Raw genomic sequence first — 24,366 nt, 5'->3', positions numbered from 1 at the left:
GCTCCTGTGCTCAGTACGAGAAGGCCATCGGCCGGTCGGCGTCTTCGTCGTCGTGGCCGCCGATCCTGGTGGGCGGGTTGAGGTCGTCCTCGGTGAGTTCCGGGGGCCCGGCCTTGATGTACTTCACGAGCAGCTTCACCTCGATCACGGCGAGCACCGCGTAGAGCAGGGTGAAGACGACCATCGAGGTGATGACCTCGCCCTGCGAGACGCCGGGGGAGACCCCGGCACGGGTCTGGAGCACCCCGTAGACGACCCATGGCTGGCGGCCCATCTCGGTGAAGATCCAGCCCCAGGAGTTGGCGATCAGCGGGAAGAGCAGCGTCCAGAGCGCGACGACCCAGTAGAGCTTGGTGAGCCTCGGGCTCAGCGCCTTGTTCCGGAACAGGACCAGCTGCGGCACCTCGTCCTCACCGGTCCGCAGCGCCGGTGGCAGCAGGAACTTCTTCCGGGTCAGCCAGAGCCCCAGGAGGCCGAGCCCGAAGGAGGCCATACCGAAGCCGATCATCCACCGGAAGCTCCAGAACGCGACCGGGATGTTGGGACGGTAGTCGCCGGGCCCGTACTTCTCCTGCGACTCCTTGTTGATGTCGTTGATGCCGGGGACATACGAGTTCGGGTCGTTGTTGGCGAGGAAGGACAGCAGCCCGGGGAGCGAGATCTCCACGGAGTTGTGGCCCTTGCTGACGTCCCCGTACGCGAATATCGAGAACGGCGCCCGCTCCTGGCCGTCCCACAGGGCCTCGGCGGCGGCCATCTTCATCGGCTGCTGCCGGAACATGACCTTGGCGAGGCTGTCGCCGCTGACGGCGGTGAGCAGCCCGGCGACCACCACGGTGATCAGCCCCAGCCGCAGCGAGGTCCGCATCACCGGGATGTGCTTCATGCGCGCCAGGTGGAACGCGGCGATGCCGACCATGAAGGCCCCGCCGACCAGGAACGCCGCCGTGATGGTGTGGAAGAACTGGGTGACCGCGGTGTCCTGGGTGAGCACCCGCCAGAAGTCGGTGAGCTCGGCGCGGCCGCGCTCCTCGTTGATCCGGTAGCCGACCGGGTGCTGCATCCAGGAGTTGGCCGCCAGGATGAAGTAGGCGGAGAGCACCGTGCCGATCGAGACCATCCACATGCAGGCGAGGTGGATCTTCTTCGGGAGCTTGTCCCAGCCGAAGATCCACAGGCCGATGAAGGTGGACTCGAAGAAGAAGGCGATCAGCGCCTCGAAGGCGAGCGGAGCGCCGAAGACGTCGCCGACGAAGCGCGAGTAGTCCGACCAGTTCATGCCGAACTGGAACTCCTGGACGATGCCCGTGACGACGCCCATGGCGATGTTGATCAGGAACAGCTTGCCCCAGAACTTGGTCGCTCTGAGGTACTTCTCGTTCTCGGTCCGCACCCAGGCGGTCTGCAGGCCGGCGGTGAGCGCGGCGAGCGAGATCGTCAGCGGGACGAAAAGGAAGTGGTAGACGGTGGTGATGCCGAACTGCCATCGCGCCAGGGTCTCCGGCGCCAGAGCGAGGTCCACGTCGTCAGTCTCCTTACATCGCCGTGGTCGAACCGGCACTACGCCCCTTCAATCCCGCCGATTACCGGAGGAAGCAGGGCACGCTTGTGAACGCGTTCACATTCACAAGCAATTATGGCGCACACACTTTCGGAGCCTTCGCCGGGGTACCCCTTTTTCGGACTCCGCCCCCGCGCAAAGAGTCCCCAGCCCCACGCGAGGGCCCCCTCGCTCCACGCGAAGGGCCCCGGACCTCATCGATCGAGGTCCGGGGCCACCCGGCCGTACAGGTGCCGCGACGCACGAGGAACCGCCTCGCGCGCCCGGCGACTACAGCTCCGCGCGGAACGCCTCCGCCGCCTTCAGGAACAGGTCGTTGCCCTCGTTCTCGCCGATCGAGACCCGTACGCCCTCGCCCGCGAACGGCCGCACGACCACTCCGGCCCGCTCACAGGCCCGTGCGAAGTCGACCGTCCGTTCGCCGAGCCGCAGCCAGACGAAGTTCGCGTGCGACTCCGGCACCGTCCAGCCCTGGCGCACCAGCTCCGCGCTCACCCGGGTGCGCTCGGCGACCAGCGAGCCGACCCGGCCCAGCAGCTCGTCCTCCGCGCGGAGCGAGGCCACCGCCGCGTCCTGGGCGAGCTGGCTCACCCCGAAGGGGACGGCTGTCTTGCGCAGCGCCGCGGCCACCGGCTCGTGGGCCACCGCGAAGCCGACCCGCAGCCCGGCCAGGCCGTACGCCTTGGAGAAGGTCCGCAGCACCGCCACATTGGGCCGGTCCCGGTAGATCTCGATGCCGTCCGGCACCTCGGCGTCGCGGATGAACTCCCTGTACGCCTCGTCGAGCACCACCAGCACATCGCTCGGCACCCGGTCGAGGAACCGTTCCAGCTCGGCCCGGCGCACCACCGTGCCGGTGGGGTTGTTGGGGTTGCAGACGAAGATCAGCCGGGTCCGGTCGGTGATCGCATCCGCCATCGCGTCGAGGTCGTGCACCTCTGCGCCGGTCAGCGGGACCTTCACCGACCTCGCGCCGCTGACCTGGGTGATGATCGGGTACGCCTCGAAGGACCGCCAGGCGTAGATGACCTCGTCACCGGGTCCGGAAGTGGCCTGAAGCAGCTGCTGGGCCACCCCCACCGACCCGGTGCCGGTGGCGAGATGCGAGAGGGGCACACCGAAACGGTCGGCCAGCTCGTTCATCAGGCCGGTGCACGCCATGTCCGGGTAGCGGTTGAAGTTCCCCGCGGCGGCGAGCGCCGACTCCAGCACCCCCGGCAGCGGCGGATAGGGATTCTCGTTGGAGGACAGCTTGTACGCGACCGGTCCGCCGGCCGCCGCGGGCTTCCCCGGCACATAGGCGGGAACGCCGTCCAGCTCGGCGCGCAGCTTGGGGCTCGTCTCGCTCACCGCAGGTCCTCCTCGACCGTCCGTTCACAGCAATACTGCACACCTTATGAGGATTGGGCCCCGCTGCGAATGGCCCGAGCGGGAAATCGACCGCAGTGCCCGGGAATGGGACCTCGCACGGGGCAGGTCCGGGGGCTCCGCCCGGGGGAGTGCATCCCGTTCCGGCGCGCGCCGGTGGCTCGCGCCGTGGCGCGCGTCCCCCGAAGTGGTGAGTTGAGACCTCTTCGAGACATCACACAATCGGCAGGCTGCCACCCTTCAGCACGTGAAACACGTATGCAAGACCACCCAACCCCCTTGAATCGAAAGGAATATGATGGTCGATGACCTTGCAGAAACGTGCCTGTCAACGTGCGCATATGCGACCGGACCGACCACCCCTCGGAGCCCTACTATCGGCTCGCCATGACAGCAGCAGGGAAGCACCAGGTGAGCCGGACGGAGACACCCCGGCGCAGCGGCCGGCCAGGACGGGCGGGGATCCGTGATGTGGCCGCCGCGGCCGGAGTCTCGATCACGACCGTCTCCGACGCGCTCAACGGCAAGGGCAGGCTCCCGGACGCCACCCGCCGACACGTCCGCGAGGTCGCCGAGCGCCTGGGCTACCGCCCTTCCGCCGCGGCCCGAACCCTCCGTACGGGCAAGTCCGGCCTGATCGGCCTGACCGTGACCACGTACGGGAATGAACCTTTCACCTTCACCGAATTCGCGTACTTCGCGGAGATGGCGAGAGCCGCGACCTCCGCGGCGCTCGCCCGCGGCTACGCCCTCGTCATCCTTCCCGCCACCTCCCGGCACGACGTCTGGTCGAACGTCGCGCTCGACGGGACCGTCGTCATCGACCCCTCCGACCAGGACCCGGTCGTCACCGAACTCGTCCGCCAGGGACTGCCCGTCGTCTCGGACGGCCGCCCGGCCGGGACGCTCCCCGTCACCGCCTGGGTCGACAACGACCACCGGGCCGCCGTGCTCGACCTCCTCGATCATCTCGCCGCCGCCGGAGCCCGCCGCATCGGCCTGCTGACCGGCAACACCACCGACACGTACACCCGGCTGTCCACCACCGCCTACCTCCACTGGTGCGAGCGGGTCGGCCAGGATCCCGTCTACGAGTCCTACCCGGCCCACGACCCCTGCGCGGGGGCGGTCGCCGCCGACCGGCTGCTCGCCCGCCCGGACCGCCCCGACGCGGTCTACGGGCTCTTCGACCCCAATGGGACCGATCTCCTCGCGGCGGCCCGCCGCTACGGGCTGCGGGTCCCCGAGGACCTGCTGCTGGTCTGCTGCAGCGAGTCCACCGTGTACGCGGCCACCGAGCCACCCATCACGACGCTCTCGCTTAAGCCCCGCCATATCGGCACGGCAGTTGTCCAGCTCCTCATCGACGCCATCGAAGGGGTCGAACACGACGGGCCGGTGGAGCAGGTCATACCGACGGAGCTCATCGTCCGGACCTCCTCGCAACGACGTCCACCGCGCACCACGGTCAGCCCGCCGCGCTCTCCCAACGGGGATTGATCGGCTCTTTTCGGACCAATCGGCCGGTGAACCGTGCGTGCGCCCGGATTCACCACCCCTGGTGCGTCACACAGATCGATCCGCATTCCTATGATGGGCGCACGACACCGCGGACCACCTCTACCAGGCAGGGCCCGTCAGGTGTACGGCGGCGCGACGGTGGTGGAGGGGTCGATGACTCAGGGGGCCGGTCAGGAACCCGTGGTGCGGACGGCGACGTTGCGTGACTTCCGGGTTCCGCCGTATGCGCAGACACCCGTACCACCGCGGGCACAGGTGGCACCTCCTTCCCCGGTGCCACCGCGCGCGCCGGAACCGGACCCGTCGGCGCAGGGCGCCTCCGTGCCACCGCGGGTTCCCGCGCCGGCCGGGCCGCCGCATCCCGGCAACGCCGTCGTGGGCGACGGGCAGCCGGAGGGCTACACACCGACCGAGCGGGACCTGCCGGTCATCCGTCGCGGCGACACGGTCCAGGTGCGGACCGTCCCCGAGCCGGCCCCGGTCTCCGAGGACGGGCTCGGCCCGCTCTTCGTCGTCGGCGACGTCCACGGCTATCTGGACGAACTGCTGGCCGCCCTCGGCGAGCAGGGCCTCATCGACGCCGACGGGAACTGGGCCGCGGGCAACGCCCGGCTGTGGTTCCTCGGCGACTTCACCGACCGCGGTCCTGACGGCATCGGGGTCATCGACCTCGTCATGCGGCTCTCGGCCGAGGCGGCGGCGGCCGGCGGCTACTGCAAGGCCCTGATGGGCAACCACGAACTGCTGCTGCTCGGCGCCAAGCGGTTCGCCGACACCCCCGTCAACTCCGGGGCGGGCACCGCCACCTTCCAGGCCGCCTGGCTGCTCAACGGCGGCCAGAAGACCGACATGGAGCGCCTCCAGGACGTCCACCTCCAGTGGATGTCCCGGCTCGACGCGATCGTCGAGGAGGACGGGCATCTGCTGATGCACTCCGACACGACGGCCTACCTCGACTACGGGTCCACCATCGAGGACGTCAACGACACGATCACAGCCATTCTCACGCGTAACGACGCCGACGAGTGCTGGGACCTCTTCCGCAAGCTCACCAAGCGGTTCGCCTTCCGGGACGAGGGCGGCGCCGACGCGGTGCGCGAGCTGATGGCGACGTACGGCGGACAGCGCGTCGTCCATGGTCACAGCCCCATTCCGTACCTCCTGGGCGAGGTCGGCGCGGAGGAGGGCGAGGACAGCTCGGGGCCCGTGGTCAACGGCCCGCACGTGTACGCGGACGGCCTCGCCATCGCCATGGACGGCGGAGTGACCATGGCCGGAAAACTGCTGGTGGTTCAACTCCCGCTGCATGACTGACCGTCGGCGGGGAAGGCGCTCCAGGTTCCGCCTGCGCCGACCTCGCCGATCTTTGGGCCCGTCACCGGGCCCAATTCCGGAAACACACTGTCACCCCGTGCCGTGAGCGCTCTACCATCGGCACATCAGTGGCAGGCTCTCCTCCGTTTCCCCCCGATCGCCCGGTCCACGCGGGCAGCCGGGCACCGACGGAGCATCGGGGGATGCAGATGACAAGCGCTCCGCACCTGCTGGCCGAGGACGGACCCGAGTACGAGCGGATCCTGGGCGACGCACTCCGCCACGCTCACGAACGCCCGGATCTGGAGGGCGTCGGGGACCGGCTCAACACCGAACAGCTGCGCACCATGGCGCTCAGCGCCACGGCGCTGATCACTGCGGCCGCGGCGACCGAGTACGAGCACTACGTCAGGGCCCGGGGCGAACTGCGCCGGGCGGCGACCGCCGAAGGAGCCGACGGGGCCCCGGCCGTGGACGGGCCGCAGAGCACGGCTGCCGGATCGGGAGCCGGCATAGGCGCGGTCGTCACGGTCCTGACCCCGCTGCTCGCCGGGACCGCGGCCGTCATCTTCCTGCTCGTCGGCTACCTGCTGAAGGCGGTCAGCCCGTCGGTGGCCTTCGGCGACTCGATGGTCGCGGCCGGGTGGTTCTTCGCCGCGGTCGCCGCCGCGGCGATCCTGGTCGCGGCCGTCGGGCTGCTCGTCACCGCGCTCCGCAACGGAACGACGCCCCTGACCGCCGAGCACGAGGAACAGGAGCTTCCGGAGGAGGTCGCGCGGGCCAGGGAGGCCTGGCGCCACGCCCTGCTGGAGCGCGGCATCCTCCCGTTCCTCCGGGACGCCCTGGACGACCCCACCGCGGGGCCCGCCGCGCGGACCCCGCACCGTTCGCCCAACCGCATCCCGAAGGCCGGCTACAGCAGGCCGGACTTCTCCGGCCCGGACGACGGCCCGGCGGCCGGGCCCCGGCCGACCTTCACCAGTCCCGACTTCACGAGCCCGGACTTCGGCGGCCCCGAGCACCGCCCGGACTGAGGGCGGGGGCCGGACACGGGTCCCGGCCTCCTCCGCTTCCGGCTCCCGGACACACCGCGGGCCGGGGCGGCGAATGCCGCGCCCGGCCCGGGGAGACGCTCCGGACGGACCGGAGCGGTGGATCAGATCGCCTGCGGGGCCAGCTTCGGGTTGACGCCGTGCTGGTTCGCCTCCGGCTTGCCCTCCGAGGCGAGGAAGACGATCAGGATGATGGCGCCGACCAGCGGGATGAGCGCGATCAGCAGCCACCAGCCGGAACGACCGGTGTCGTGCAGGCGGCGCACGCCGACAGCGAGCGTCGGAACGAGAATCGCGACGCTGTAGATGAAGGACAGGAAGTCCGCGCCGATCAGGCCACCGATGATCGAGAGCACCACGCTGATGCCGACGCTGATGAGCGTGAACATCCAGTACTCCTTGCGGCGCGCGCGTCCGCTGAAGCCTGCGTAGTTCTTGAGTACTGCCAGGTACCAGTCCATGGTGATTCCCTCCCCGGGCCCCTGTTCAAGGGCCGCCAATTCTCAGCCAAGCTAGCCGGAAAGTAAGCCACAGATAAGCAAAGGGTCAAGGGCTGGTGAGCTGCGGGCCAAACGTACATAAAGCTGCCACACGACCGTATCCATACTGTCGCTTAACAAGGTGGCCAACCATGCCAAACAACCGTGAAATGGCGGCAGTTACCCAATAGGGCAGGAAACGCCCATAGCCTCCTGGCCGGATCGGCATCGGTGCTACGTGATCGCGCCTCGGCCGACCGGGGCCGCAGGTCCCGAGGAGGACCCGACCGCCGGACCCGAGAAGGACCCGACCGCCGGGGACGGGGAGGCCCCGACCGCCGGGGACGGGCCGGCGGCCGGGGCGGGTCAGTCGGCGATGGGCAGGTAGACCCGGTTGCCGGCGGCCGCGAACTCCTTCGACTTCTCGGCCATGCCCTGCTCGATCTCCTCCTGCGAACCGCCGTGCTGACGCCGGATGTCCTGGGAGATCTTCATCGAGCAGAACTTCGGCCCGCACATCGAGCAGAAGTGCGCCGTCTTCGCCGGTTCGGCGGGCAGCGTCTCGTCGTGGAACTCCCGCGCGGTGTCCGGGTCGAGGGCCAGATTGAACTGGTCCTCCCACCGGAACTCGAACCGCGCGTCGGACAGCGCGTCATCCCACTCCTGCGCGCCCGGGTGCCCCTTGGCGAGGTCGGCCGCGTGGGCGGCGATCTTGTAGGTGATCACGCCCGTCTTCACATCGTCCCGGTTGGGCAGCCCCAGGTGCTCCTTGGGCGTGACGTAGCAGAGCATCGCCGTGCCCCACCAGGCGATCATCGCGGCGCCGATACCGGAGGTGATGTGGTCGTAGGCGGGCGCGACGTCCGTGGTCAGCGGGCCGAGTGTGTAGAACGGCGCCTCCTCGCAGATCTCCTGCTGGAGGTCGATGTTCTCCTTGATCTTGTGCATCGGGACATGCCCCGGGCCCTCGATCATGGTCTGGACGCCGAACCGCTTGGCGACCGTGTTCAGCTCGCCCAGTGTGCGCAGCTCGGCGAACTGCGCCTCGTCGTTGGCGTCCGCGATCGAGCCGGGGCGCAGCCCGTCGCCGAGCGAGTAGGTGACGTCGTACGTCGCGAGGATCTCGCAGAGCTCCTCGAAGTGCTCGTAGAGGAACGACTCCTTGTGGTGCGCGAGACACCAGGCCGCCATGATCGAGCCGCCGCGCGAGACGATCCCGGTCTTACGACGGGCCGTCAGCGGGACGTACGGCAGGCGCACGCCGGCGTGCACCGTCATGTAGTCCACGCCCTGCTCGGCCTGCTCGATGACGGTGTCCTTGTAGATCTCCCAGGTCAGCTCCTCGGCCCGGCCGTCGACCTTCTCCAGGGCCTGGTAGAGCGGGACGGTGCCGATCGGCACGGGGGAGTTGCGCAGCACCCATTCACGGGTGGTGTGGATGTTGCGGCCGGTGGACAGGTCCATGACGGTGTCGGCGCCCCACTTCGTCGCCCAGGTCATCTTGTCCACCTCCTCCTCGATGGAGGAGGTGACGGCCGAGTTGCCGATGTTGGCATTGACCTTCACCAGGAACCGCTTACCGATGATCATCGGCTCGATCTCGGGGTGGTTGACGTTGGCGGGCAGCACCGCCCTGCCCTGCGCGATCTCCTCGCGGACGACCTCGGCCGCCACGTTCTCCCGGATCGCCACGTACTCCATCTCCGGGGTGATCTCCCCCCGTCGGGCGTACGCGAGCTGGGTGACGGGGCGCCCGTCGCGGCTGCGGCGCGGCTGGCGCGGGCGGCCGGGGAACACGGCGTCGAGGTTGCGCAGTCCGCCGCGCGGCGAGGTGTGCTTGAGCCCGTCGTCCTCGGGGCGGGCCGGACGGCCCGCGTACTCCCCCGTGTCGCCGCGGGCGATGATCCAGTTCTCCCGCAGCGGCGCGAGGCCGCGGCGGACATCGGTGTCGATGGTGGGATCGGTGTACGGCCCCGACGTGTCGTACAGCGTCACGTCCTTGCCGTTGGTGAGGTGCACCTGTCGGACCGGCACCCGGAGGTCCGGGCGCGAGCCCTGGACGTACCCCTTGTGCCAGCCGATGGACTTCCCGGCCTCGTCGTCGTTCCGATCGGAGGCAGGCGTGCGTGCGTCCGCTGTGGTCATGAGACCTACTCCCTACGCCGGCATTACCCGGTAACAGGTTCGGCGGTCGGCGCAGCGAGTCCCGTACGGATGTACGGCGATCAGCGCCCTCTCAGCCCGGTGCTCCGAGCTCCCGCGTGTACAAAGGTGCCTCCACGCTAGCGTCCTTCCCGGCGAGCTGACCAGAGAGGGTCCTCCCGTTCTTGCGATGATCGACCCGTGACCTCTCCCCAGAGCGACCCCTCGCCCCAGCCGCCCCAGGGCCACACCCACAGCCACGGACCGGCCGCCCCGGTCTCCAAGCACCTGCGCAAGGTCATCGCCGCCGTACTGATCCCGTTCGCGACGGCGGTCGTCGTCGGCCTGATCGCGTTCTGGCCCGGTGGCGTGCCCGACCACGAGCGCACCGGCGTCGGATTCGACCGGCAGACCCAGGACGGCAGGGTCGTCCAGGTCGACAAGGTCGACTGCGCGGACGTCAACGCCGCGCAGGTGCCCCCGACCGGCGACACCTCCACACCCTCGGGCCGGGAGGCCGTCAACGAGCAGGAGGGGGAGTGCTCGAAGGCCACCATCGAGGTGACCAGCGGCGACGACAAGGGCCGCAGGTTCGTCGAGGTGGTCCAGCCGGACGCGCCCCGCCAGCTGAGCGAAGGGCAGGGCGTGGTCGTGGCGTACGCCCCCGACGCGCCGCGCGACCTCCAGTACTCCGTGACCGACGTGGACCGGAAGATTCCGATGGCGCTGCTGGCCGGGATCTTCGCGCTGGCGGTGGTCGCGGTGGGCAGGATGCGCGGGGTGATGGCGCTGGTGGCGTTGGCCGTGTCGTTCGCCGTGCTGACCCTGTTCATCCTGCCGGCGATCCTGCAGGGATCGAATCCGCTGGTCGTGGCGGTGATCGGGGCCAGCGCGATCATGCTGGCGGCCCTCTATCTCTGCCACGGGGTGACGGCCCGTACGTCGGTCGCAGTCGTCGGCACGCTGATCTCGCTGCTGTTGATCGGGCTGCTGGGCTCCCTGTTCATCGACTGGGCGAGCCTGAGCGGCAACACCGACGACAACACCGGCCTCATCCACGGCCTGTACCCGGACATCGATATGAGCGGTCTGCTGCTGGCCGGCGTCATCATCGGTTCGCTCGGGGTGCTCGACGATGTGACGGTCACCCAGACCTCCGCCGTCTGGGAACTGCACCAGGCGGACCCGCAGATGGGTTGGAAGGGGCTGTACCGGGCAGGTATCCGGATCGGAAGGGACCACATCGCCTCGGTGGTCAACACGCTGGTGCTGGCGTACGCGGGCGCGGCGTTGCCGCTGCTGCTGCTCTTCTCCATCGCCCAGAGCAGTGTGGGGACGGTGGCCAACAGCGAGTTGGTCGCCGAGGAGATCGTCCGCACACTGGTCGGGTCGATCGGCCTGGTCGCCTCGGTGCCGGTGACCACGGCGCTCGCCGCGCTGGTCGTCTCCGCGGACCGCCCGGGGTCCGGCGGCGCACAGGCGGCTACGGCCGCGCCCGCGCGGTCCGGACGGGGCCGTCGTCGCAGGAAGGGATGACGAGCCGCCGGGTACACCCGGTCAGCCCGCGTTCTGCTCCTCGGCGAGGATGCGGCCCAGCGCATCCTCCAGGTTCCCGTCGAAGTCACCCAGCGTGTGCTCCTGACCGAGCGGTACGAGCTTGTCCGTCCGGTCGAGAAACGCCACCAGCGGTGCCGTACCCGCCCGGAACAGCGCACGGTCCGCACCGACCTGGAGCCGGATGTGCACATCTCCGAGGCCCTCGGGCTCGGTCGGGCCGATATGCACATCTCCGTCGCCGCTCGGGCTGTTGAGCCCGTCCAGCAGCAGTTCGCGGCCGAACGCCCAGGTCACAGGGGCATCGCCGGGCAGGTGGAACGTCATCCGGATGGCGTACGGGTCACCGACCTCGTACCGGAGCTCCACCGGGATACGGAACGAGAGCTCCTCGGAGACGAGGAAGCTCATCATGACCTCTGCTTGAACCGACTCGCGCATCGTTCAACCCCGCAGTAGATGAAACTGGCCAGGAATGATCCCCCAGGCCCTATTGACGCCATCGTGGTGCACGCGATAGCAGATCACAAGGAGTGATTTTTCAGATACTGATAGAGAACACGAACGAACGCAAGAGGCTGGCAACTTCGCCACGTAGCTGTTCGACTGCGGGCAGCAACCGTTCTTCCCGGTCCAGGGGTACGGAAATGGCCATCGCCGCAATGGTGGCACCGGCCGTGACGGGAATCGCGGCGCACACGGTCCCCAGTGCGTACTCCTGGCGTTCGATGACCGGTTCACCTCGTCGGAGGGTGCGCAGCCGCTCCAGAAGCGTGGCGCGATCTCGCACTGAGTAACGAGTGAGGGGCCGCACGGGGTGCCGGTCGAGGTGGTCCTCGCGGGCCCTCTCGTCGAGTTGGGCGAGCAGGCACTGGCCGATGGCGTGCGCGTGAGCCGTCTCCCGGAACGAGGCCCACTCCTCCACCGCCGGGGTGTCGGGAGCGTCCGCGACCGCGATGAGCTCGATCTCGCCGTCGCAGTAGACGGCGCAGTACACCGGGGCTCCGATGACGTCCCGCCAGCGGCCGAGGGAGTCGGCTACGGAGGCGGGGCGGGGGCGGCTCCTGAGGCCGGAGGCGGCGGTCAGGTTCTCGGCGGCCGCGCCGAAGAGGAAGACACCGTTCTCGCGGCGGAGGTAGCCCTCATGGGTGAGGGTCCGCAGCAAGTGGTAGGCGGTCGGCAGCGGAAGCCCCGCCTCCCGTGCCAGCTGCTTGGCGGGCGCCCCGTCCCGATGGGCCCCCACAGCCTCCAGCAGCCTCAACGCCCGTTGAACCGAACCGATCAACGTCGGCACAGCGGTACTCGATGCCGTGGTCAAAGGTCACCCCCAGGCATGGTGACGGGCCGTCGGCCCTCCCGTGGGGGCCGCCCCCACGGGCCTGCCGCGATCCCGAGGACCGCGGGGGACCGGAGATGCCGGTGACCCGCGACCGGCGAGGACCGGTCCGGGCGCCGGCGATCGGAGGCCAACGACCGGACTGTCGTACCCAGGACCGATCAGGCGATCGGGGTGGTGACGGAAGGTCACATTCCGGATGGCGGCAGCGGTTTGCCACTGTATCGGCCGCCTGCGGCAGACGGGTGGTTTCCTCCGGGACTTAGCTCTGCTGGGCTAATCCTCCCGGGCGGAGCTGACCGCGCCGCATCCCGCGGGCCCGGGACAGCCGGAACGGGCCGGCCCCCGCGCCGGCCCGTGATCCGTGATCCGTGTACTACCAGTCACCCCGCGAGGACGACGACGACATGAACTTGCGGACGACGAAGATCAGCCCGCCGACCACGACGACGAAGACCAGCACCTTGAAGAGCAGGCCGATCACGAAGCCGATCACGCTGGCGATCAGCCCTCCGAACACGAAGATCGCAATGACGGGCACCGCGATCCACTTCACCCACCAGGGCATTCCCGCGAATATCTCCCGCACGGCCATCGCCTTTACCTCGTCTCTCTGAAGTCCTTGCCTCGATGCTAAAGGCGCGAGGGCCCCCGCGGGGGCCTGGCAGCCCTTGAAGACCCCTGATCGAGCCCCTAGGGATCCCCGGCTCCCCCGGGACGGCCACCCCCGAGGTGCCCGGAACGGGCTCTCAGCCCTCGGTGTTCCCCGGGACGGGCTCTCAGCCCTCGGGCGGCGAGAAGACGACCATCACCCTCAGGTCCTCGGTGATGTGATGGAACTTGTGGGCCACGCCCGCGGGCACGTAGACGACGCTGCCCCTGCTGACCTGCGTCGTCTCCAACCCCACCGTGATCGCTGCCCGTCCGCTGACGACGAAGTAGACCTCGTCCTGCTGGTGCGGCTGCTGCGGATCGAGCTCTCCCGCGCCCAGGGCGTACAGGCCGACGGACATATTGCGTTCTCGCACGAACTGCAGGTAGGCGCCGTCGTTGGCGGCGCGTTCCGCCTCCAGCTCGTCCAGTCTGAATGCCTTCATGGCCGTCCCGCCCCTTGTGCCCACGCTGTCGTGCTGTACCTGTGCTGCCGGTGTCCAGCACCGATCATGTCTGCCACGATCAGACACATGAAGAATTTCGTAGTCAAGACGATCGCCAACGCGGGTGCGCTGGCCGTTGCCATCTGGCTCATCGGCGACATCACGCTGGAGGGCGGCAGCACGGGCCGCAAGGCCCTCACCCTGATCCTCGTCGCGCTGATCTTCGGGCTGGTGAACTTCCTGGTGAAGCCGGTGGTCCAGCTGCTGACGTTCCCCTTGTTCATCCTGACGCTGGGGTTGATCACCCTGGTGGTCAACGCCCTGATGCTGATGCTGACCTCCTGGCTGGCCGGCGTTTTCGATCTCAGCTTCCACGTCGACGGGTTCTGGACGGCGGTGCTCGGCGCACTGATCGTCTCGGTCGTGTCCTGGGCGCTCAACGTCGTCCTGCCCGACGAGGACTGATCCCGGGATCCGGGATTCCGGGCCTCTGGGACTCTGAGCCACCGGGTCTCCTGCGCCTCCTGGGAAGGCCGTTCCCGGGCCTCTGGAAGAGTGCGGGGGACACCGGTCCACCGCCGGGAAGAGCAGCGAAGGAGCAGGCATGAGCACCATGGGCGACGGAACGCGTGCGGTACGCGCCGGGCTTCCCGAACCGGAGCAGTTCGAACCCACCCTGCCCGGCCCGGTCTTCGCCGCGCACTTCCACCTCTCCGGCGAGCCGGTGGGCCCCTACACCTACGGCCGGGACACCAACCCGACCTGGACCCACCTGGAGCGGGCCATCGGCGAGCTGGAGGCCCCTGGTGAGGAGGTGGGCACGACGGTGTTCGCCTCGGGCATGGCGGCGATCACCGCGGTGCTGCTCTCCCAGGTCCGCTCGGGGGACACCGTGGTCCTGCCGGACGACGGCTACCAGGCGCTGCCGCTCGTACGGGAGCAACTGGCGGCGTACGGGGTCGAGGTCCGGACCGCGCCGACCGGCGGTGACGCCCAGTCGGCCCTGCTGGCCGGGGCGAAGCTGCTGTGGATCGAGAGCCCGTCCAACCCGGGCCTGGACGTCTGTGACATCCGGCGTCTGGTGGAGGCCGCGCACACGGCGGGCGCGCTGGTCGCCGTCGACAACACGCTGGCCACCCCGATCGGCCAGCGCCCGCTGGAGCTGGGCGCCGATTTCTCGGTCGCCAGCGACACCAAGGGCATGACCGGGCACGGCGACATCCTCCTGGGCCATGTGACCTGTCGCGATCCCCGCCTGACGGCGGACGTACGGCGCTGGCGCAAGGTCGTCGGGGCGATTCCGGGTCCGATGGAGGCCTGGCTCGCGCACCGCTCGCTGGCCACCCTCCCCCTGCGCATCGACCGGCAGTGCACCACCGCGCTCGCCCTCGCCGAGGCACTGGCGGGGCGCCCGGAGGTCACCGGGCTGCGGTATCCGGGGCTGCCCACCGACCCGTCGTACGCCGTCGCCGTACGCCAGATGCGGCGTTTCGGGTCCGTGGTGTCCTTCGAGCTGGCCGACCGGGAGACCGCGGAACGCTTCCTGTCCGCGCTGCGCCTGGTCGACGACGCGACGAGCTTCGGCGGCGTCCGGTCCACCGCGGAGCGCCGGGGCCGCTGGGGCGGCGACGCCGTGGCGGAGGGTTTCATCCGTTTCTCGGTCGGCGCGGAGGACCCCGAGGACCTGCTCGCCGACGTCGAACAGGCGCTGGACACGGCGGTCCGGTAGGCCGGGGGAGTTTCAGACGGTCCTCCACGGGCCACTCTCTTGCCATGACCGAACGTCCTGTGGTCAAGCGCACCGCACGCGCCATCCTGCTCGACGGCGACGATCTCGTCCTGATCAAGCGGACGAAGCCGGGAGTCGATCCGTACTGGCTCACGCCCGGCGGCGGGGTCGAACCGGAGGACGCCACCGTCGTCGAGGCGCTGCACCGCGAGGTCGACGAGGAGCTCGGCGCCAAGATCGTCGACGTGGTCCCGTGCTTCGTCGACACCGTGGAGCACATCGCGGACGGCGGCGTGACGGGAGTGAAGGTCCAGCACTTCTTCGTCTGCCGACTGGCGTCGATGGACGTCTCCCTGCGGCACGGCCCGGAGATCGACGAGCCCACCGGGGAGTACGAGATCGTCCGGGTGCCGTTCAGCCGGGTCGGGATCGCGGCCGTGCACCTCGTACCGCTGTCCCTGCGGCACTACCTGGACGGCAACATCGAAGGCGTACGGGCTATGCACGCCCCCGACCTGGGCTGATGCCCTCCATCTCGGGCAGGTGCCCCGGCCCATCGGGGGCGCGTACTCCCCGGCCGGCACGCGTGGATTCTCCTGCTGCCGGAAGCCCCGGGGCGTCCGGCTCGGGGCTTCCGGCTCGGCATCGTGTTTCACGTGAAACCACTCAAGCGCCCGTACGCCGAGGGGTCCTCGTCGCCCGTGTCGCCGTCTCCGTCAGCCGTCTCGGTCTTGACCGTCGGTCTGCTGGTGCTCGGCCTCCCCGCGTTCCGGCTCTGGGCACTCCGTGGGGCCTGGCCCGGACGGCTGGGTGTGGACCAAGTTCTGGCGCGGTCTCGGTGCTCAAGCCCTGGGGCCTCCCCTGGCGCGGCAGGCGGCTGCTGATCTCGGCCAGTTCCGCGAAATCGGTGGACGCGCGATCACCCCGTCCGACAGCCTGACCCCATGCACAGCCCCTCACCCTCCTCCCTCGTCGACCTGCCGATCCGGCACCTGAACCGGGGAGATCTGGTTCCCTGCGCCGATCTCTGCGAGGACCGCGGCTGGCCGCGCGACGAACACCGGTGGGGGCTGCTCCTCTCGGCCGGCACCGGATACGGGATCGACGCCCCGGACGGCAAGGGGCTGGCGGGGACCTGCCTGACCATGCCGTACGGATCCGACCTCACCGCGGTGGGCATGCTGCTCGTCGCCGGACGCTACGCACGCCGGGGCCTCGCCCGCCGCCTCATGCGGCACGTGATGGAGGCGGTGGGGGACACCCCGCTCGCCCTGTACGCCACCGAGCAGGGACAGCCGCTCTACGAGAGCCTCGGCTTCTCCCCCGTGAGCCGGGCCGAACGCGTCGGCGGCCGTTTCGGCACGGGCGGCCCCGGCAACTCCCCCTCGACGATGGCCTCCCCCTCCCGCGCGTCCGTGACCACCCGCCCGGCTGCGGCGGACGATCTGCAGGCGATGGTCCGGCTCGACCTCCCCGTGTTCGGCACCGACCGGACGCATCTCCTCGCCCGGCTGCCCGCCTTCTCCGACCGGCTCCGGGTCGCCGAGGAGCACGGCGAGCTGGTCGGCTACGCGGCGCTCTGGCCGAGCGGGCATGCCGAGGTGGTCGGGCCGCTGATCGCACGGGACGCGGCCACCGCGCAGGCTCTCGTCGCAGCCCTGGCCGCCACGACGGACCGGCCGCTGCGGGCCGATGTCGACGCCCGGCACAAGGAACTGCTCGGCTGGCTGGCGGAGCGCGGGCTGGAGCCCCTCTCCCGGACCACCGTGATGACGTACGGCATCCCGGACCTGCCGGGCGATGCCGCCCGCAGGTTCGCTCCGCTCACCGTCGCGACGGGTTGACGCGGATCAGCCGCACCGCCACGAGGGCGACGCGGCTGATCCGTGGTGCGACCGTTTCACGGCACGGCTGATGCTCGACACGGCTGCTTCGCGGTCCCCGGAGTTCAGTGCCGGGCCGCCGCAACGGCGGCCGGTTCGGGGGTGCTCCCGGCGACGATCCGGCCCTTGCCGGTCTCCCGGCGCTCCAACAGGCCGGAGAACACAGCCAGAACCAGGGCCGAAGCCGCGAGCACGGCACCGACCCAGTTGGGGGCGGTGTAGCCGAGACCGGCCGCGATCACGAGGCCGCCGAGCCAGGCGGCGAGGGCGTTACCGAGGTTGAACGCCCCGATGTTGACCGCGGAGGCCAGCGTCGGCGCATCCACCGCCTGGTCGAGGACACGCTTCTGGAGCGGAGGCACGGTCGCGAAGCCCAGGGCGCCGATGAGGACGATGGTGACGGCCGCGGCGACCTTGTTGTGGGCGGTCACGGTGAACAGGCCGAGGACGACGGCCAGCGCGCCGAGCGATGCGTACAGCATGGGCATCAGGTGGCGGTCGGCGAACTTGCCGCCGACCAGGTTGCCGCCCACCATGCCGAGGCCGAAGAGAACCAGCAGCCAGGTGACGGACGAGGCCGAGTATCCGGCGATCTCGGTCATCATCGGGGTGATGTAGGTGATCGCGGCGAAGACTCCGCCGAAGCCCAGGACGGTCATGGCCATCGCCAGCAGCACCTGGACCTTGCGGAACGCGGCCAGCTCGTGGCGGATGCGTACACCTTCCGGCCTGGGCCGGTCCGGGACGAGCTTCGCGACGCCGAGCAGTCCGACGACGCCGAGTACGGCGACGACGAGGAACGTGGTCCGCCAGCCCGCGGTCTGTCCGATGAAGGTGCCGAGCGGAACACCGATGACGTTGGCGACGGTGAGCCCGGTGAACATCATGGCGATGGCCCCGGCCTTCTTCTGCGGGGCGACCAGATCAGCCGCGACCACCGAGCCGATGCCGAAGAAGGCACCGTGCGCGAGAGAGGCGATCACGCGTCCGGCGAGCATGACGCCGAAGGTGGGGGCGAGAGCGGACACCACGTTGCCCACGATGAACAGCCCCATGAGAAGCATCAACATGCGCTTACGGGTGATGCGGGTGCCCAACAGCGTCATCAGCGGGGCGCCGAGGACCACGCCGAGCGCGTAGCCGGTCACCAGGAAGCCCGCGGTCGGGATCGAGACCTGGAAGTCACCGGCGACCTCGGGGAGCAACCCCATGATCACGAACTCGGTCGTTCCGATCCCGAAGGCCCCGATGGCGAGGGCGAGGAGCGCGAGCGGCATGGATTTTACCTTCCTTAAAGATTGCGTCTGCGCCTTACGAGCGTCCACAATAATTGCAGACGCTGGTTACTTGCAAGCGCGGACTATTGCAGACGTCCCCTATCCTGGAGTCACACAGCTCCCGTACGGAGGAGAGAGACATGACAGCGACCGACCCCGCCCTGACTGCCATCGCCCAGAGCTGGTGCGCCCTCTCGCTGCTCCACGGGAAGATCGAGGCGCGTGTCGAGCGGGCGCTCCAGGCCGGCCACGGGCTCAGCGCACGCGAGTACTCCCTGCTCGACGTGTTGAGCCGACAGCACAACGGCACCGGCGGGCATCTCCAGATGAAGCGGGTCGCCGACGCCGTCGTCCTCAGCCAGAGCGCCACCACCCGGCTCGTCACCCGGCTGGAAGACCGTGGACTGCTGACCCGCTACCTGTGCGACACCGACCGTCGGGGCATCTACACCGACGTCACCGAGGCCGGGCTCACGCTGCTGGAGGCCGCTCGGCCGACGAACGACAGCGCGCTGCGGGCGGCCCTGGACGAGGCGGCGGAGAACCCGGAGCTCGCCCCCCTGGTCAGAGCGGTCGAAGAACTGAAGGCCCCGGTCTGACCGACCCTGATCGACATGACACCCTTCGGGGCCGTCGACCTAAAATGCCGATCATGAGTGATCTGGAAATACGCCCCGTCGCCCCGGACGACCTGGCCGCGGTGGTTGCGATGCTCGCCGATGACCCCCTGGGCGCACAGCGCGAGTCCCCCGACGACCTCACCCCGTACCGGGAGGCGTTCCAGCGGCTGGCCGACGACCCGAACCAGCACGTGGTCGTCGCGGTTCGTGAGGGCCGAGTCGTCGGCACCCTGCAGCTGACGATCGTCCCGGGGCTGTCCCGCCGTGGGGCGACCCGCTCGATCATCGAGGGAGTCCGCATCCATGGCGACGAGCGCGGCAGTGGCCTCGGCACCCAGCTCATCCAGTGGGCGGTGGACGAATCCCGCCGACAGAACTGCCAGTTGGTGCAGCTGACCTCGGATGCCACCCGCGAGGACGCACACCGCTTCTACGAGCGGCTCGGCTTCACGGCCAGCCATGTGGGCTTCAAGCTGGCGCTCTGACGAGGACGGACCAGTGGGTGTTTCACGTGAAACACCCACCGCTCCCCAAGGTCGGCTCGTCGGCCCGACCTGCGATACGCCCCCTCCCGACCTCAGCCGCCGAGCCCGCGCCAGCCCTCCGCGTCCACACCGCCGGGCACGGCCGCCCCCGCCTCGTAGGGCTCCCGGGTGAAGACGAACGAGCCGAGGTCGAGGTGGTCCACCGAGCCGTCGTCCTTGCGTACGACGCGCAGGGTCTCCCCCGCGTAGTAGTCGTTCTGGCCCGTCCAGGTGCCGTCCGATCGGTACGTGAAGGCCGCGCCGCGTCCCTTGCCGCCCAGCGGTGTGAGCTGCAGGCCCCGGTCCCCCGTGAGCCGCAGCGTGACCGGGTGGGTGCCCCAGTGCCAGATCCCGGTCAGCGCGAGCAGTTCGTCGTCCACCTCGGGCAGCGGACGCCAAGGGTCAGGGATCCGGGGCTCGGCGTCGACGACGATCCCCAGGAGTTCGGCGGCCACCGTCGCGGCGGGCAGTCCGGAGGTGACATTGGCGAGGACGACCGCCGTCACGTCCTCCTCCTCGCTGCCCCAGAGGCCGGCGACGAACCCGGGAAGCGATCCCGAATGCCCGAAGAGCACGCGCCCTTCGCCCCCGACGATCTGGAGACCGAGGCCGTAGCCACTGCCGCCCGTCTCGGTCGGTGCGGCGGGCGTCCGCATCTCCCGCACGGAGGACGCCGACAGGACCCGGTCGTCGCCCCCGGTCAGGAAGGCGGCGAACCGCAGCAGGTCCGCCGCGGTGGACCAGAGCTGACCGGCGGGCGCCATGATCCCGAGGTCCTCGGCGGGTTCGCTCAGCATGACGTCGGCCCAGGGGTGGACGGCCCAACCGCCCGCGTGCGGTGCCACCGGCCCGGTCGTCGTACGGTGCATGCCCAGCGGTTCCAGGATCTCGCGGCGCAGCGCCTCCTCCCAGGAAACGCCGCGTACCGCTTCGACCAGCGAACCGAGCAGGGTGTATCCCGGGTTGGAGTAGTGATGGCGATGACCGGCCGGGTGCGTCCGCGGCCGGTCGCCCAGCACGTCGGCGAGCTCGGGCCGCAGGCTGCCGGGCGTCCGCTCCCACCAGGGGGCGGGCGCTTCGGCGCCCAGCCCCGCGCTGTGGCCCAGCAGCTGAAAGACGGTCGCCCCGCCCACGTCCGTGCCGGGGAGGTGCTTCTCCAGGGGGTCGTCCAGGTCGATCAGGCCCTCGTCCCGCAGCCGCAGAACCAGGACGGCCGTGAACGTCTTGGTGATCGAGCCGATCCGGTACTGCGTATCGACGTCGGGAGCATGCCCCTCGACGCACGTACGCGCCCCGCTCCAGTCCGTCCGCCCCTGTCGCCGCACAGCAGCCACGAGGGACGGCGCACGGCCGTCCCGCTGCGCGACGGCGATGCGGTGCAACAGAGCGCGCCGGGTACTGGGAAGCAGGGCTTCGTCGATAGAGGTCATGGTCCAACCCCTACCCGACGGGCCCCTCCTTGACGAACTCTTTTCCGCGGAGTCGAGCCGGCGGATTCCAGACCCGCGCAGGGCAGGGCCCGGTGCTGGAACTCCGCCTGGAGGCGACCCACCGCCCCGAACCGCGCACCCAGCCGGCCAGAACCATGCCCGCCGGCACGAGAGCCCCATGACGCGGGGTCAGGCGGCCCCGGTGTGGTGATCCAGCAAGCGGGTGAGCAACCGGACGAGCTGGTCGCGTTCCGACGGGCTCAGCGGCGCGAGCAGTTCGCCTTCCAGGTCGTCCAGCGTCTCGTCCAGCAGGCACAGGTGCCGACGGCCCCGGGAGGAGATCGTGATGACGTTGCGTCGCCGGTCCTCGGGATCCGGCACCCGCGCGACGAGACCGCGCTCGGCCAGCTCGTTGAGCACGCCGACCATGTCGCTCCGATGGATGCCGGAGCGACTGCTCAGCTCGGCCTGGCTGCCCGGCCCGTACTCCTGCAATGAGGCGAGCACCGCGTAGTGCCACTTGCGCGCGTCGACCTGAACCAGCCCATCGGTGATCAGCCGGTCCGACCGCACGGTCAGCTGCGACAGCAACCGGCTCGGCCGCCGGCGCAGCCTGTCGGGCGTCCGAGGAGTGCTGTCGTCGGGAATGCCCACGGTTTCGGCTCCGCCCATGACGTCCACTCTCTCCTTGCGCCGGTCCGACGGACGCTGTACGTTCACTCGCGCCGAAAACGTTGGTGCGACGAACGTTAGCGCCACAAACGTCAACGGCGAACTCCCAGGAAGGAAGATCCGCCATTCCCGCCAAGACAGTACAGATCCCCACCGAGGACGGCCTGGCCGACGCCTTCGCCGCCTACCCCGAGCACGGCGAGCGGCATCCAGGGGTACTGATGTACGCGGACGGCTTCGGCATCCGGCCCGTACTGCGGGAGATGGCCCGCGAGCTGGCGGGACACGGGTACTACGTGCTCGTCCCCAACTTCCTCTACCGGCACGGCCCGGCGCCACTCATCGACCTTCCCGAGCACATCGGGGATGCGGACCGGTCCGCGCTCGTCGCCCGGCTGATGCCCCTGATCGAGGCGCACACCGCCGAACGCGTACGGCGCGACGCCGACTCCTACCTCAGGTTCCTCACGGCCCAGCCCGAGGTCGCCGCCGGACCGGTCGCGGTGACCGGCTACTGCATCGGCGGCCTCCTGGCGACGCGCACCGCCGCGGCCCACCCCGGCCAGGTGGCCGCCGTCGCCGCGTTCCACGCCCCTGTCGCCGCCGACGGGCCCGACAGCCTGAGCCGTCTCACCGCCGAGGTGCACTTCGGCCACGCGGAGACGGACATCACGCCCGAGGCACTCGCCGAGCTCAACAGGTCCCTGGACGCCGCAGGAATCGACTACACCTCCGAGATCTACCCCGGCACCGTCCACGGCTTCACCATGTCCGACACCGACGCCTTCGACCCGGCCGGACTGCGGCACCACTGGGACCGCCTGCTTCCCCTCCTCGCCCGTGCAGGGCAGGCGCCGCCCGTCCACACCCGACCCGCTCCACACGCGACATGACCAGGAAGAGCCGTCGTCCTGCTCACGAGGGCGGCTGAGTCGTCATGGCTGTCCGGACAGCCTTCGCGGCCTCGCTGCCGAACGGCGGCGGCCGGAGGGGACGATGAACACAAGTGAGCGAGGTGAACGTGCCAGGCGACCGGGCAGGACCGGCACTCTCCCCGTCCTTCAGGTGCCGCAGGCGTTGCCCGCCGTCGTGCACTTCCCTGTCGGGTTCTTCGTTCGCGTTCTGGTCAGAGTTCCCTCTGATCCCGCTGCGGCCAGGCAGGAGCATGTCGGTGTCCCTGAACGCCACGACGTGGCGATCGGTCCGATGCGGAGTGCGGTCAGCGCTTGCGAGCGGTGGCGATGATGACGGGCAGCAGCACGAGGGCGATGACTGCTCCGGTGACGGCCAGAGCGGAGTAGCTGGTGGTGGCGACGACGAGGCCGGAGATCATGCCGCCGGCGGCGCCGGCGATGGCTACGGCGACGTCGACGAGTCCCTGGGTCTTGGCGCGGGTGGCCAAGGGGGCGGCGTCGGTGACGATGGCGGTGCCGCTGACCAGGCCGAAGTTCCAGCCGAGGCCGAGCAGGATGAGGGCGAGGGCGAGCAGGGCGACCGAGTCGTCCGGTGCGGTGGCGGCGAGGATGCCGGAGGCCAGGAGCGTGAGGGCGGCCCAGACGGCGATGGATGCGGAGCCGAAGCGGTCGACGAGTCGGCCGGTCAGCGGTGAGGGCAGGTACATGGCGCCGACATGCAGGGCGATGACCAGACCGGAGGCGCCGGCGCCGTGGCCGTGGGCGTGCATGTGGACGGGGGTCATCGTCATGACCGCCACCATGACGATCTGCGTGAGGACCAGGACCAGGACTCCCAGCCGCAGGCTCGGCCCGCGCCGTACGGTGCGCGGCGCGGATGCCTCAGGCACGCTCGTTCGCTGTGCCGCATCCATGCCCGTGTCGGTGTGAAGAGTGCGGGCGATCAGGAGAGGGTCGGGGCGCAGCCAGATCAGCAGGACGAGGGCGGCCAGGATGAAGGCAGCGGCGGCGATGACGAAGAGGCCGGTGAGGCTGGGCAGGCCGAGTACTTCTGCCAGGTTGCCGGTGGGGCCGGCGAGGGCGGGACCGGCCACACCGCCGACGGTGGTGGCGACCAGGACGGTGGAGATGGCGCGGGCACGGTGGGCCGGTGCGGCGAGGTCGGCTCCGGCGTAGCGGGCCTGGAGGTTGACGGCGGTGCCGGCGCCGTAGAGGAACAGGGCAACGAAGAGCAGGGCAGGGCTGTTGACAACGGCGGCGACGATGACGCCGACCGCGCCGAGTGCTCCGACGAGGTATCCGGCGGCCAGTCCGGGGCGGCGGCCGCGGGCCTGGGAGAGGTGGCTGACGGCGATGGCGGCGCGCGCGGAGCCTGCGGTGAGCAGGCCGCTGCTCAGTCCGGCCAGGGCGGTGGAGTGGAGCATGTCCTGCACGAGCAGGGCGGCGACGGTGGTGCCCGCGGCGAGCCCGAGTCCGCTGAGGACCTGGGAGGCGAACAGCACGGTGAGGATGCGCTGTTGCGTACGGGCCTGCGGCAGGCCGCTGTCCGGAGCGGTGAGGGGGGAGGGGGTGTTCGGGGCGGTCGTGTGGTGGGCCATGGCTGATCCAGGAGGGACAGGCCCGGAGGTGAGTGTGGGCATACCTGACGGGCCGGCGGGAGGGGCCGGCTGTCTCGGTGAGATAGAGAGGTCGGCTGCCTCGATGAGTGGATGCGGATGGGCGGTGGTGCGCTCATCCGTCGGCAGGAGCGGGCGTAGACGTGGGACACGGGGGCGTGGGGGGGGGGGGGGGGCGGCGCGGCGGCCCCCCCCCCCCCGCGCGCGGGGGGGGTGTTGTCGCCAAAAACAGAGCGGGGGGCGGGACCACCCCCGGGGGGAGGGGGCCCCACACACC

The 24,366-nt window shown here is 70.1% G+C and carries 23 protein-coding genes and 1 riboswitch; of the genes, 11 read left to right on the top strand and 12 right to left on the bottom strand.

Annotated elements, in window-relative coordinates:
* Window positions 1–10: 10 nt before the first annotated feature.
* Together ACGF2Y_RS03780 and hisC are read right to left on the bottom strand one after the other, a co-directional pair.
* Window positions 11–1,522 (bottom strand): cytochrome ubiquinol oxidase subunit I, encoded by a 1,512-nt coding sequence (locus ACGF2Y_RS03780; protein ID WP_392942990.1) that lies wholly within the window; start codon window positions 1,520–1,522, stop codon window positions 11–13.
* A gap of 309 nt (window positions 1,523–1,831) precedes the next feature.
* Window positions 1,832–2,911, bottom strand: a complete 1,080-nt coding sequence (hisC, locus tag ACGF2Y_RS03775; RefSeq protein WP_392942988.1) for a histidinol-phosphate transaminase — start codon at window positions 2,909–2,911, stop codon at window positions 1,832–1,834.
* A 405-nt stretch (window positions 2,912–3,316) separates the two neighbouring features.
* Here hisC and ACGF2Y_RS03770 point away from each other — a divergent pair, with 405 nt between their 5' ends.
* The 3 genes from ACGF2Y_RS03770 (at window position 3,317) to ACGF2Y_RS03760 (ending at window position 6,798) form a co-directional block, all read left to right on the top strand.
* Window positions 3,317–4,429 (top strand): LacI family DNA-binding transcriptional regulator, encoded by a 1,113-nt coding sequence (locus ACGF2Y_RS03770; protein ID WP_392942986.1) that lies wholly within the window; start codon window positions 3,317–3,319, stop codon window positions 4,427–4,429.
* Window positions 4,430–4,588: 159 nt separating this feature from the next.
* On the top strand, window positions 4,589–5,764 hold the full coding sequence (locus ACGF2Y_RS03765; protein ID WP_392943293.1) for a metallophosphoesterase: 1,176 nt from the start codon (window positions 4,589–4,591) through the stop codon (window positions 5,762–5,764).
* Between the two features lie 203 nt (window positions 5,765–5,967).
* Window positions 5,968–6,798 carry a hypothetical protein gene (locus tag ACGF2Y_RS03760; RefSeq protein ID WP_392942984.1) on the top strand — a complete coding sequence of 277 codons (831 nt, stop codon included), beginning with the start codon at window positions 5,968–5,970 and terminating at the stop codon, window positions 6,796–6,798.
* Between the two features lie 122 nt (window positions 6,799–6,920).
* Here ACGF2Y_RS03760 and ACGF2Y_RS03755 read toward each other — a convergent pair whose 3' ends face one another.
* A complete protein-coding gene (locus ACGF2Y_RS03755) occupies window positions 6,921–7,277 on the bottom strand; it encodes a DUF805 domain-containing protein (protein WP_392942982.1) in 357 nt (118 codons plus the stop codon).
* 384 nt (window positions 7,278–7,661) lie between these two features.
* Window positions 7,662–9,440 carry a phosphomethylpyrimidine synthase ThiC gene (gene thiC, locus ACGF2Y_RS03750; RefSeq protein ID WP_392942980.1) on the bottom strand — a complete coding sequence of 593 codons (1,779 nt, stop codon included), beginning with the start codon at window positions 9,438–9,440 and terminating at the stop codon, window positions 7,662–7,664.
* A riboswitch (TPP riboswitch) is annotated at window positions 9,433–9,566 on the bottom strand. Its footprint overlaps the gene before it by 8 nt.
* A gap of 72 nt (window positions 9,567–9,638) precedes the next feature.
* On the opposite strand from thiC, the gene ACGF2Y_RS03745 reads away from it, so the two are divergent.
* On the top strand, window positions 9,639–10,973 hold the full coding sequence (locus ACGF2Y_RS03745) for a YibE/F family protein (protein WP_392942978.1): 1,335 nt from the start codon (window positions 9,639–9,641) through the stop codon (window positions 10,971–10,973).
* A 21-nt stretch (window positions 10,974–10,994) separates the two neighbouring features.
* Here ACGF2Y_RS03745 and ACGF2Y_RS03740 read toward each other — a convergent pair whose 3' ends face one another.
* The 4 genes from ACGF2Y_RS03740 to ACGF2Y_RS03725 form a co-directional block, all read right to left on the bottom strand.
* Window positions 10,995–11,432 carry an SsgA family sporulation/cell division regulator gene (locus tag ACGF2Y_RS03740; protein ID WP_024263706.1) on the bottom strand — a complete coding sequence of 146 codons (438 nt, stop codon included), beginning with the start codon at window positions 11,430–11,432 and terminating at the stop codon, window positions 10,995–10,997.
* A gap of 100 nt (window positions 11,433–11,532) precedes the next feature.
* The gene (locus ACGF2Y_RS03735; RefSeq protein ID WP_392942976.1) at window positions 11,533–12,309 is read right to left on the bottom strand and encodes an IclR family transcriptional regulator; all 777 of its coding nucleotides are present in this window, start codon (window positions 12,307–12,309) and stop codon (window positions 11,533–11,535) included.
* A 394-nt stretch (window positions 12,310–12,703) separates the two neighbouring features.
* Window positions 12,704–12,916, bottom strand: coding sequence for a DUF5326 family protein (locus ACGF2Y_RS03730; protein WP_392942974.1), 213 nt, complete (start codon window positions 12,914–12,916; stop codon window positions 12,704–12,706).
* 190 nt (window positions 12,917–13,106) lie between these two features.
* Entirely contained in the window at window positions 13,107–13,424 is a 318-nt protein-coding gene (locus ACGF2Y_RS03725; protein WP_392942972.1) for a cupin domain-containing protein, read from the bottom strand.
* Between the two features lie 87 nt (window positions 13,425–13,511).
* Between ACGF2Y_RS03725 and ACGF2Y_RS03720 the strand changes: the two genes are divergently transcribed.
* The 4 genes from ACGF2Y_RS03720 to ACGF2Y_RS03705 all read left to right on the top strand — a co-directional run bounded on the left by ACGF2Y_RS03720 (window position 13,512) and on the right by ACGF2Y_RS03705 (window position 16,997).
* Window positions 13,512–13,889 (top strand): phage holin family protein, encoded by a 378-nt coding sequence (locus ACGF2Y_RS03720; RefSeq protein ID WP_392942970.1) that lies wholly within the window; start codon window positions 13,512–13,514, stop codon window positions 13,887–13,889.
* A gap of 139 nt (window positions 13,890–14,028) precedes the next feature.
* Window positions 14,029–15,153 (top strand): cystathionine gamma-lyase, encoded by a 1,125-nt coding sequence (locus tag ACGF2Y_RS03715; protein WP_392942968.1) that lies wholly within the window; start codon window positions 14,029–14,031, stop codon window positions 15,151–15,153.
* Between the two features lie 44 nt (window positions 15,154–15,197).
* A complete protein-coding gene (locus tag ACGF2Y_RS03710; RefSeq protein ID WP_392942966.1) occupies window positions 15,198–15,677 on the top strand; it encodes an NUDIX domain-containing protein in 480 nt (159 codons plus the stop codon).
* A gap of 420 nt (window positions 15,678–16,097) precedes the next feature.
* Window positions 16,098–16,997: a GNAT family N-acetyltransferase gene (locus ACGF2Y_RS03705; RefSeq protein WP_392942964.1), complete on the top strand. Its 900-nt coding sequence runs from the start codon at window positions 16,098–16,100 to the stop codon at window positions 16,995–16,997.
* A 104-nt stretch (window positions 16,998–17,101) separates the two neighbouring features.
* Here the strand turns inward: ACGF2Y_RS03705 and ACGF2Y_RS03700 are convergent, their stop codons facing one another.
* Window positions 17,102–18,313, bottom strand: a complete 1,212-nt coding sequence (locus ACGF2Y_RS03700; RefSeq protein ID WP_392942962.1) for an MFS transporter — start codon at window positions 18,311–18,313, stop codon at window positions 17,102–17,104.
* Between the two features lie 140 nt (window positions 18,314–18,453).
* Here ACGF2Y_RS03700 and ACGF2Y_RS03695 point away from each other — a divergent pair, with 140 nt between their 5' ends.
* On the top strand, window positions 18,454–18,912 hold the full coding sequence (locus ACGF2Y_RS03695; protein ID WP_392942960.1) for a MarR family winged helix-turn-helix transcriptional regulator: 459 nt from the start codon (window positions 18,454–18,456) through the stop codon (window positions 18,910–18,912).
* A gap of 53 nt (window positions 18,913–18,965) precedes the next feature.
* Window positions 18,966–19,418 (top strand): GNAT family N-acetyltransferase, encoded by a 453-nt coding sequence (locus tag ACGF2Y_RS03690; RefSeq protein ID WP_392942958.1) that lies wholly within the window; start codon window positions 18,966–18,968, stop codon window positions 19,416–19,418.
* Between the two features lie 92 nt (window positions 19,419–19,510).
* Here ACGF2Y_RS03690 and ACGF2Y_RS03685 read toward each other — a convergent pair whose 3' ends face one another.
* Window positions 19,511–20,887 carry a serine hydrolase domain-containing protein gene (locus ACGF2Y_RS03685; RefSeq protein WP_392942956.1) on the bottom strand — a complete coding sequence of 459 codons (1,377 nt, stop codon included), beginning with the start codon at window positions 20,885–20,887 and terminating at the stop codon, window positions 19,511–19,513.
* Window positions 20,888–21,076: 189 nt separating this feature from the next.
* Window positions 21,077–21,559 (bottom strand): MarR family winged helix-turn-helix transcriptional regulator, encoded by a 483-nt coding sequence (locus ACGF2Y_RS03680; RefSeq protein ID WP_392942954.1) that lies wholly within the window; start codon window positions 21,557–21,559, stop codon window positions 21,077–21,079.
* Window positions 21,560–21,684: 125 nt separating this feature from the next.
* On the opposite strand from ACGF2Y_RS03680, the gene ACGF2Y_RS03675 reads away from it, so the two are divergent.
* Window positions 21,685–22,452, top strand: a complete 768-nt coding sequence (locus ACGF2Y_RS03675) for a dienelactone hydrolase family protein (RefSeq protein WP_103535886.1) — start codon at window positions 21,685–21,687, stop codon at window positions 22,450–22,452.
* A gap of 326 nt (window positions 22,453–22,778) precedes the next feature.
* Here ACGF2Y_RS03675 and ACGF2Y_RS03670 read toward each other — a convergent pair whose 3' ends face one another.
* Window positions 22,779–24,071: an MFS transporter gene (locus tag ACGF2Y_RS03670; RefSeq protein ID WP_392942952.1), complete on the bottom strand. Its 1,293-nt coding sequence runs from the start codon at window positions 24,069–24,071 to the stop codon at window positions 22,779–22,781.
* Between the last annotated feature and the right edge of the window lie 295 nt (window positions 24,072–24,366).

Origin of the sequence: Streptomyces sp. NPDC048142 (genome assembly GCF_043202835.1) — a bacterium.
Classification (GTDB): Bacteria; Actinomycetota; Actinomycetes; order Streptomycetales; family Streptomycetaceae; genus Streptomyces.
The sequence above is the reverse complement of the archived record's forward strand: the minus strand, read 5'-3'. Positions and strand labels throughout refer to the sequence as shown.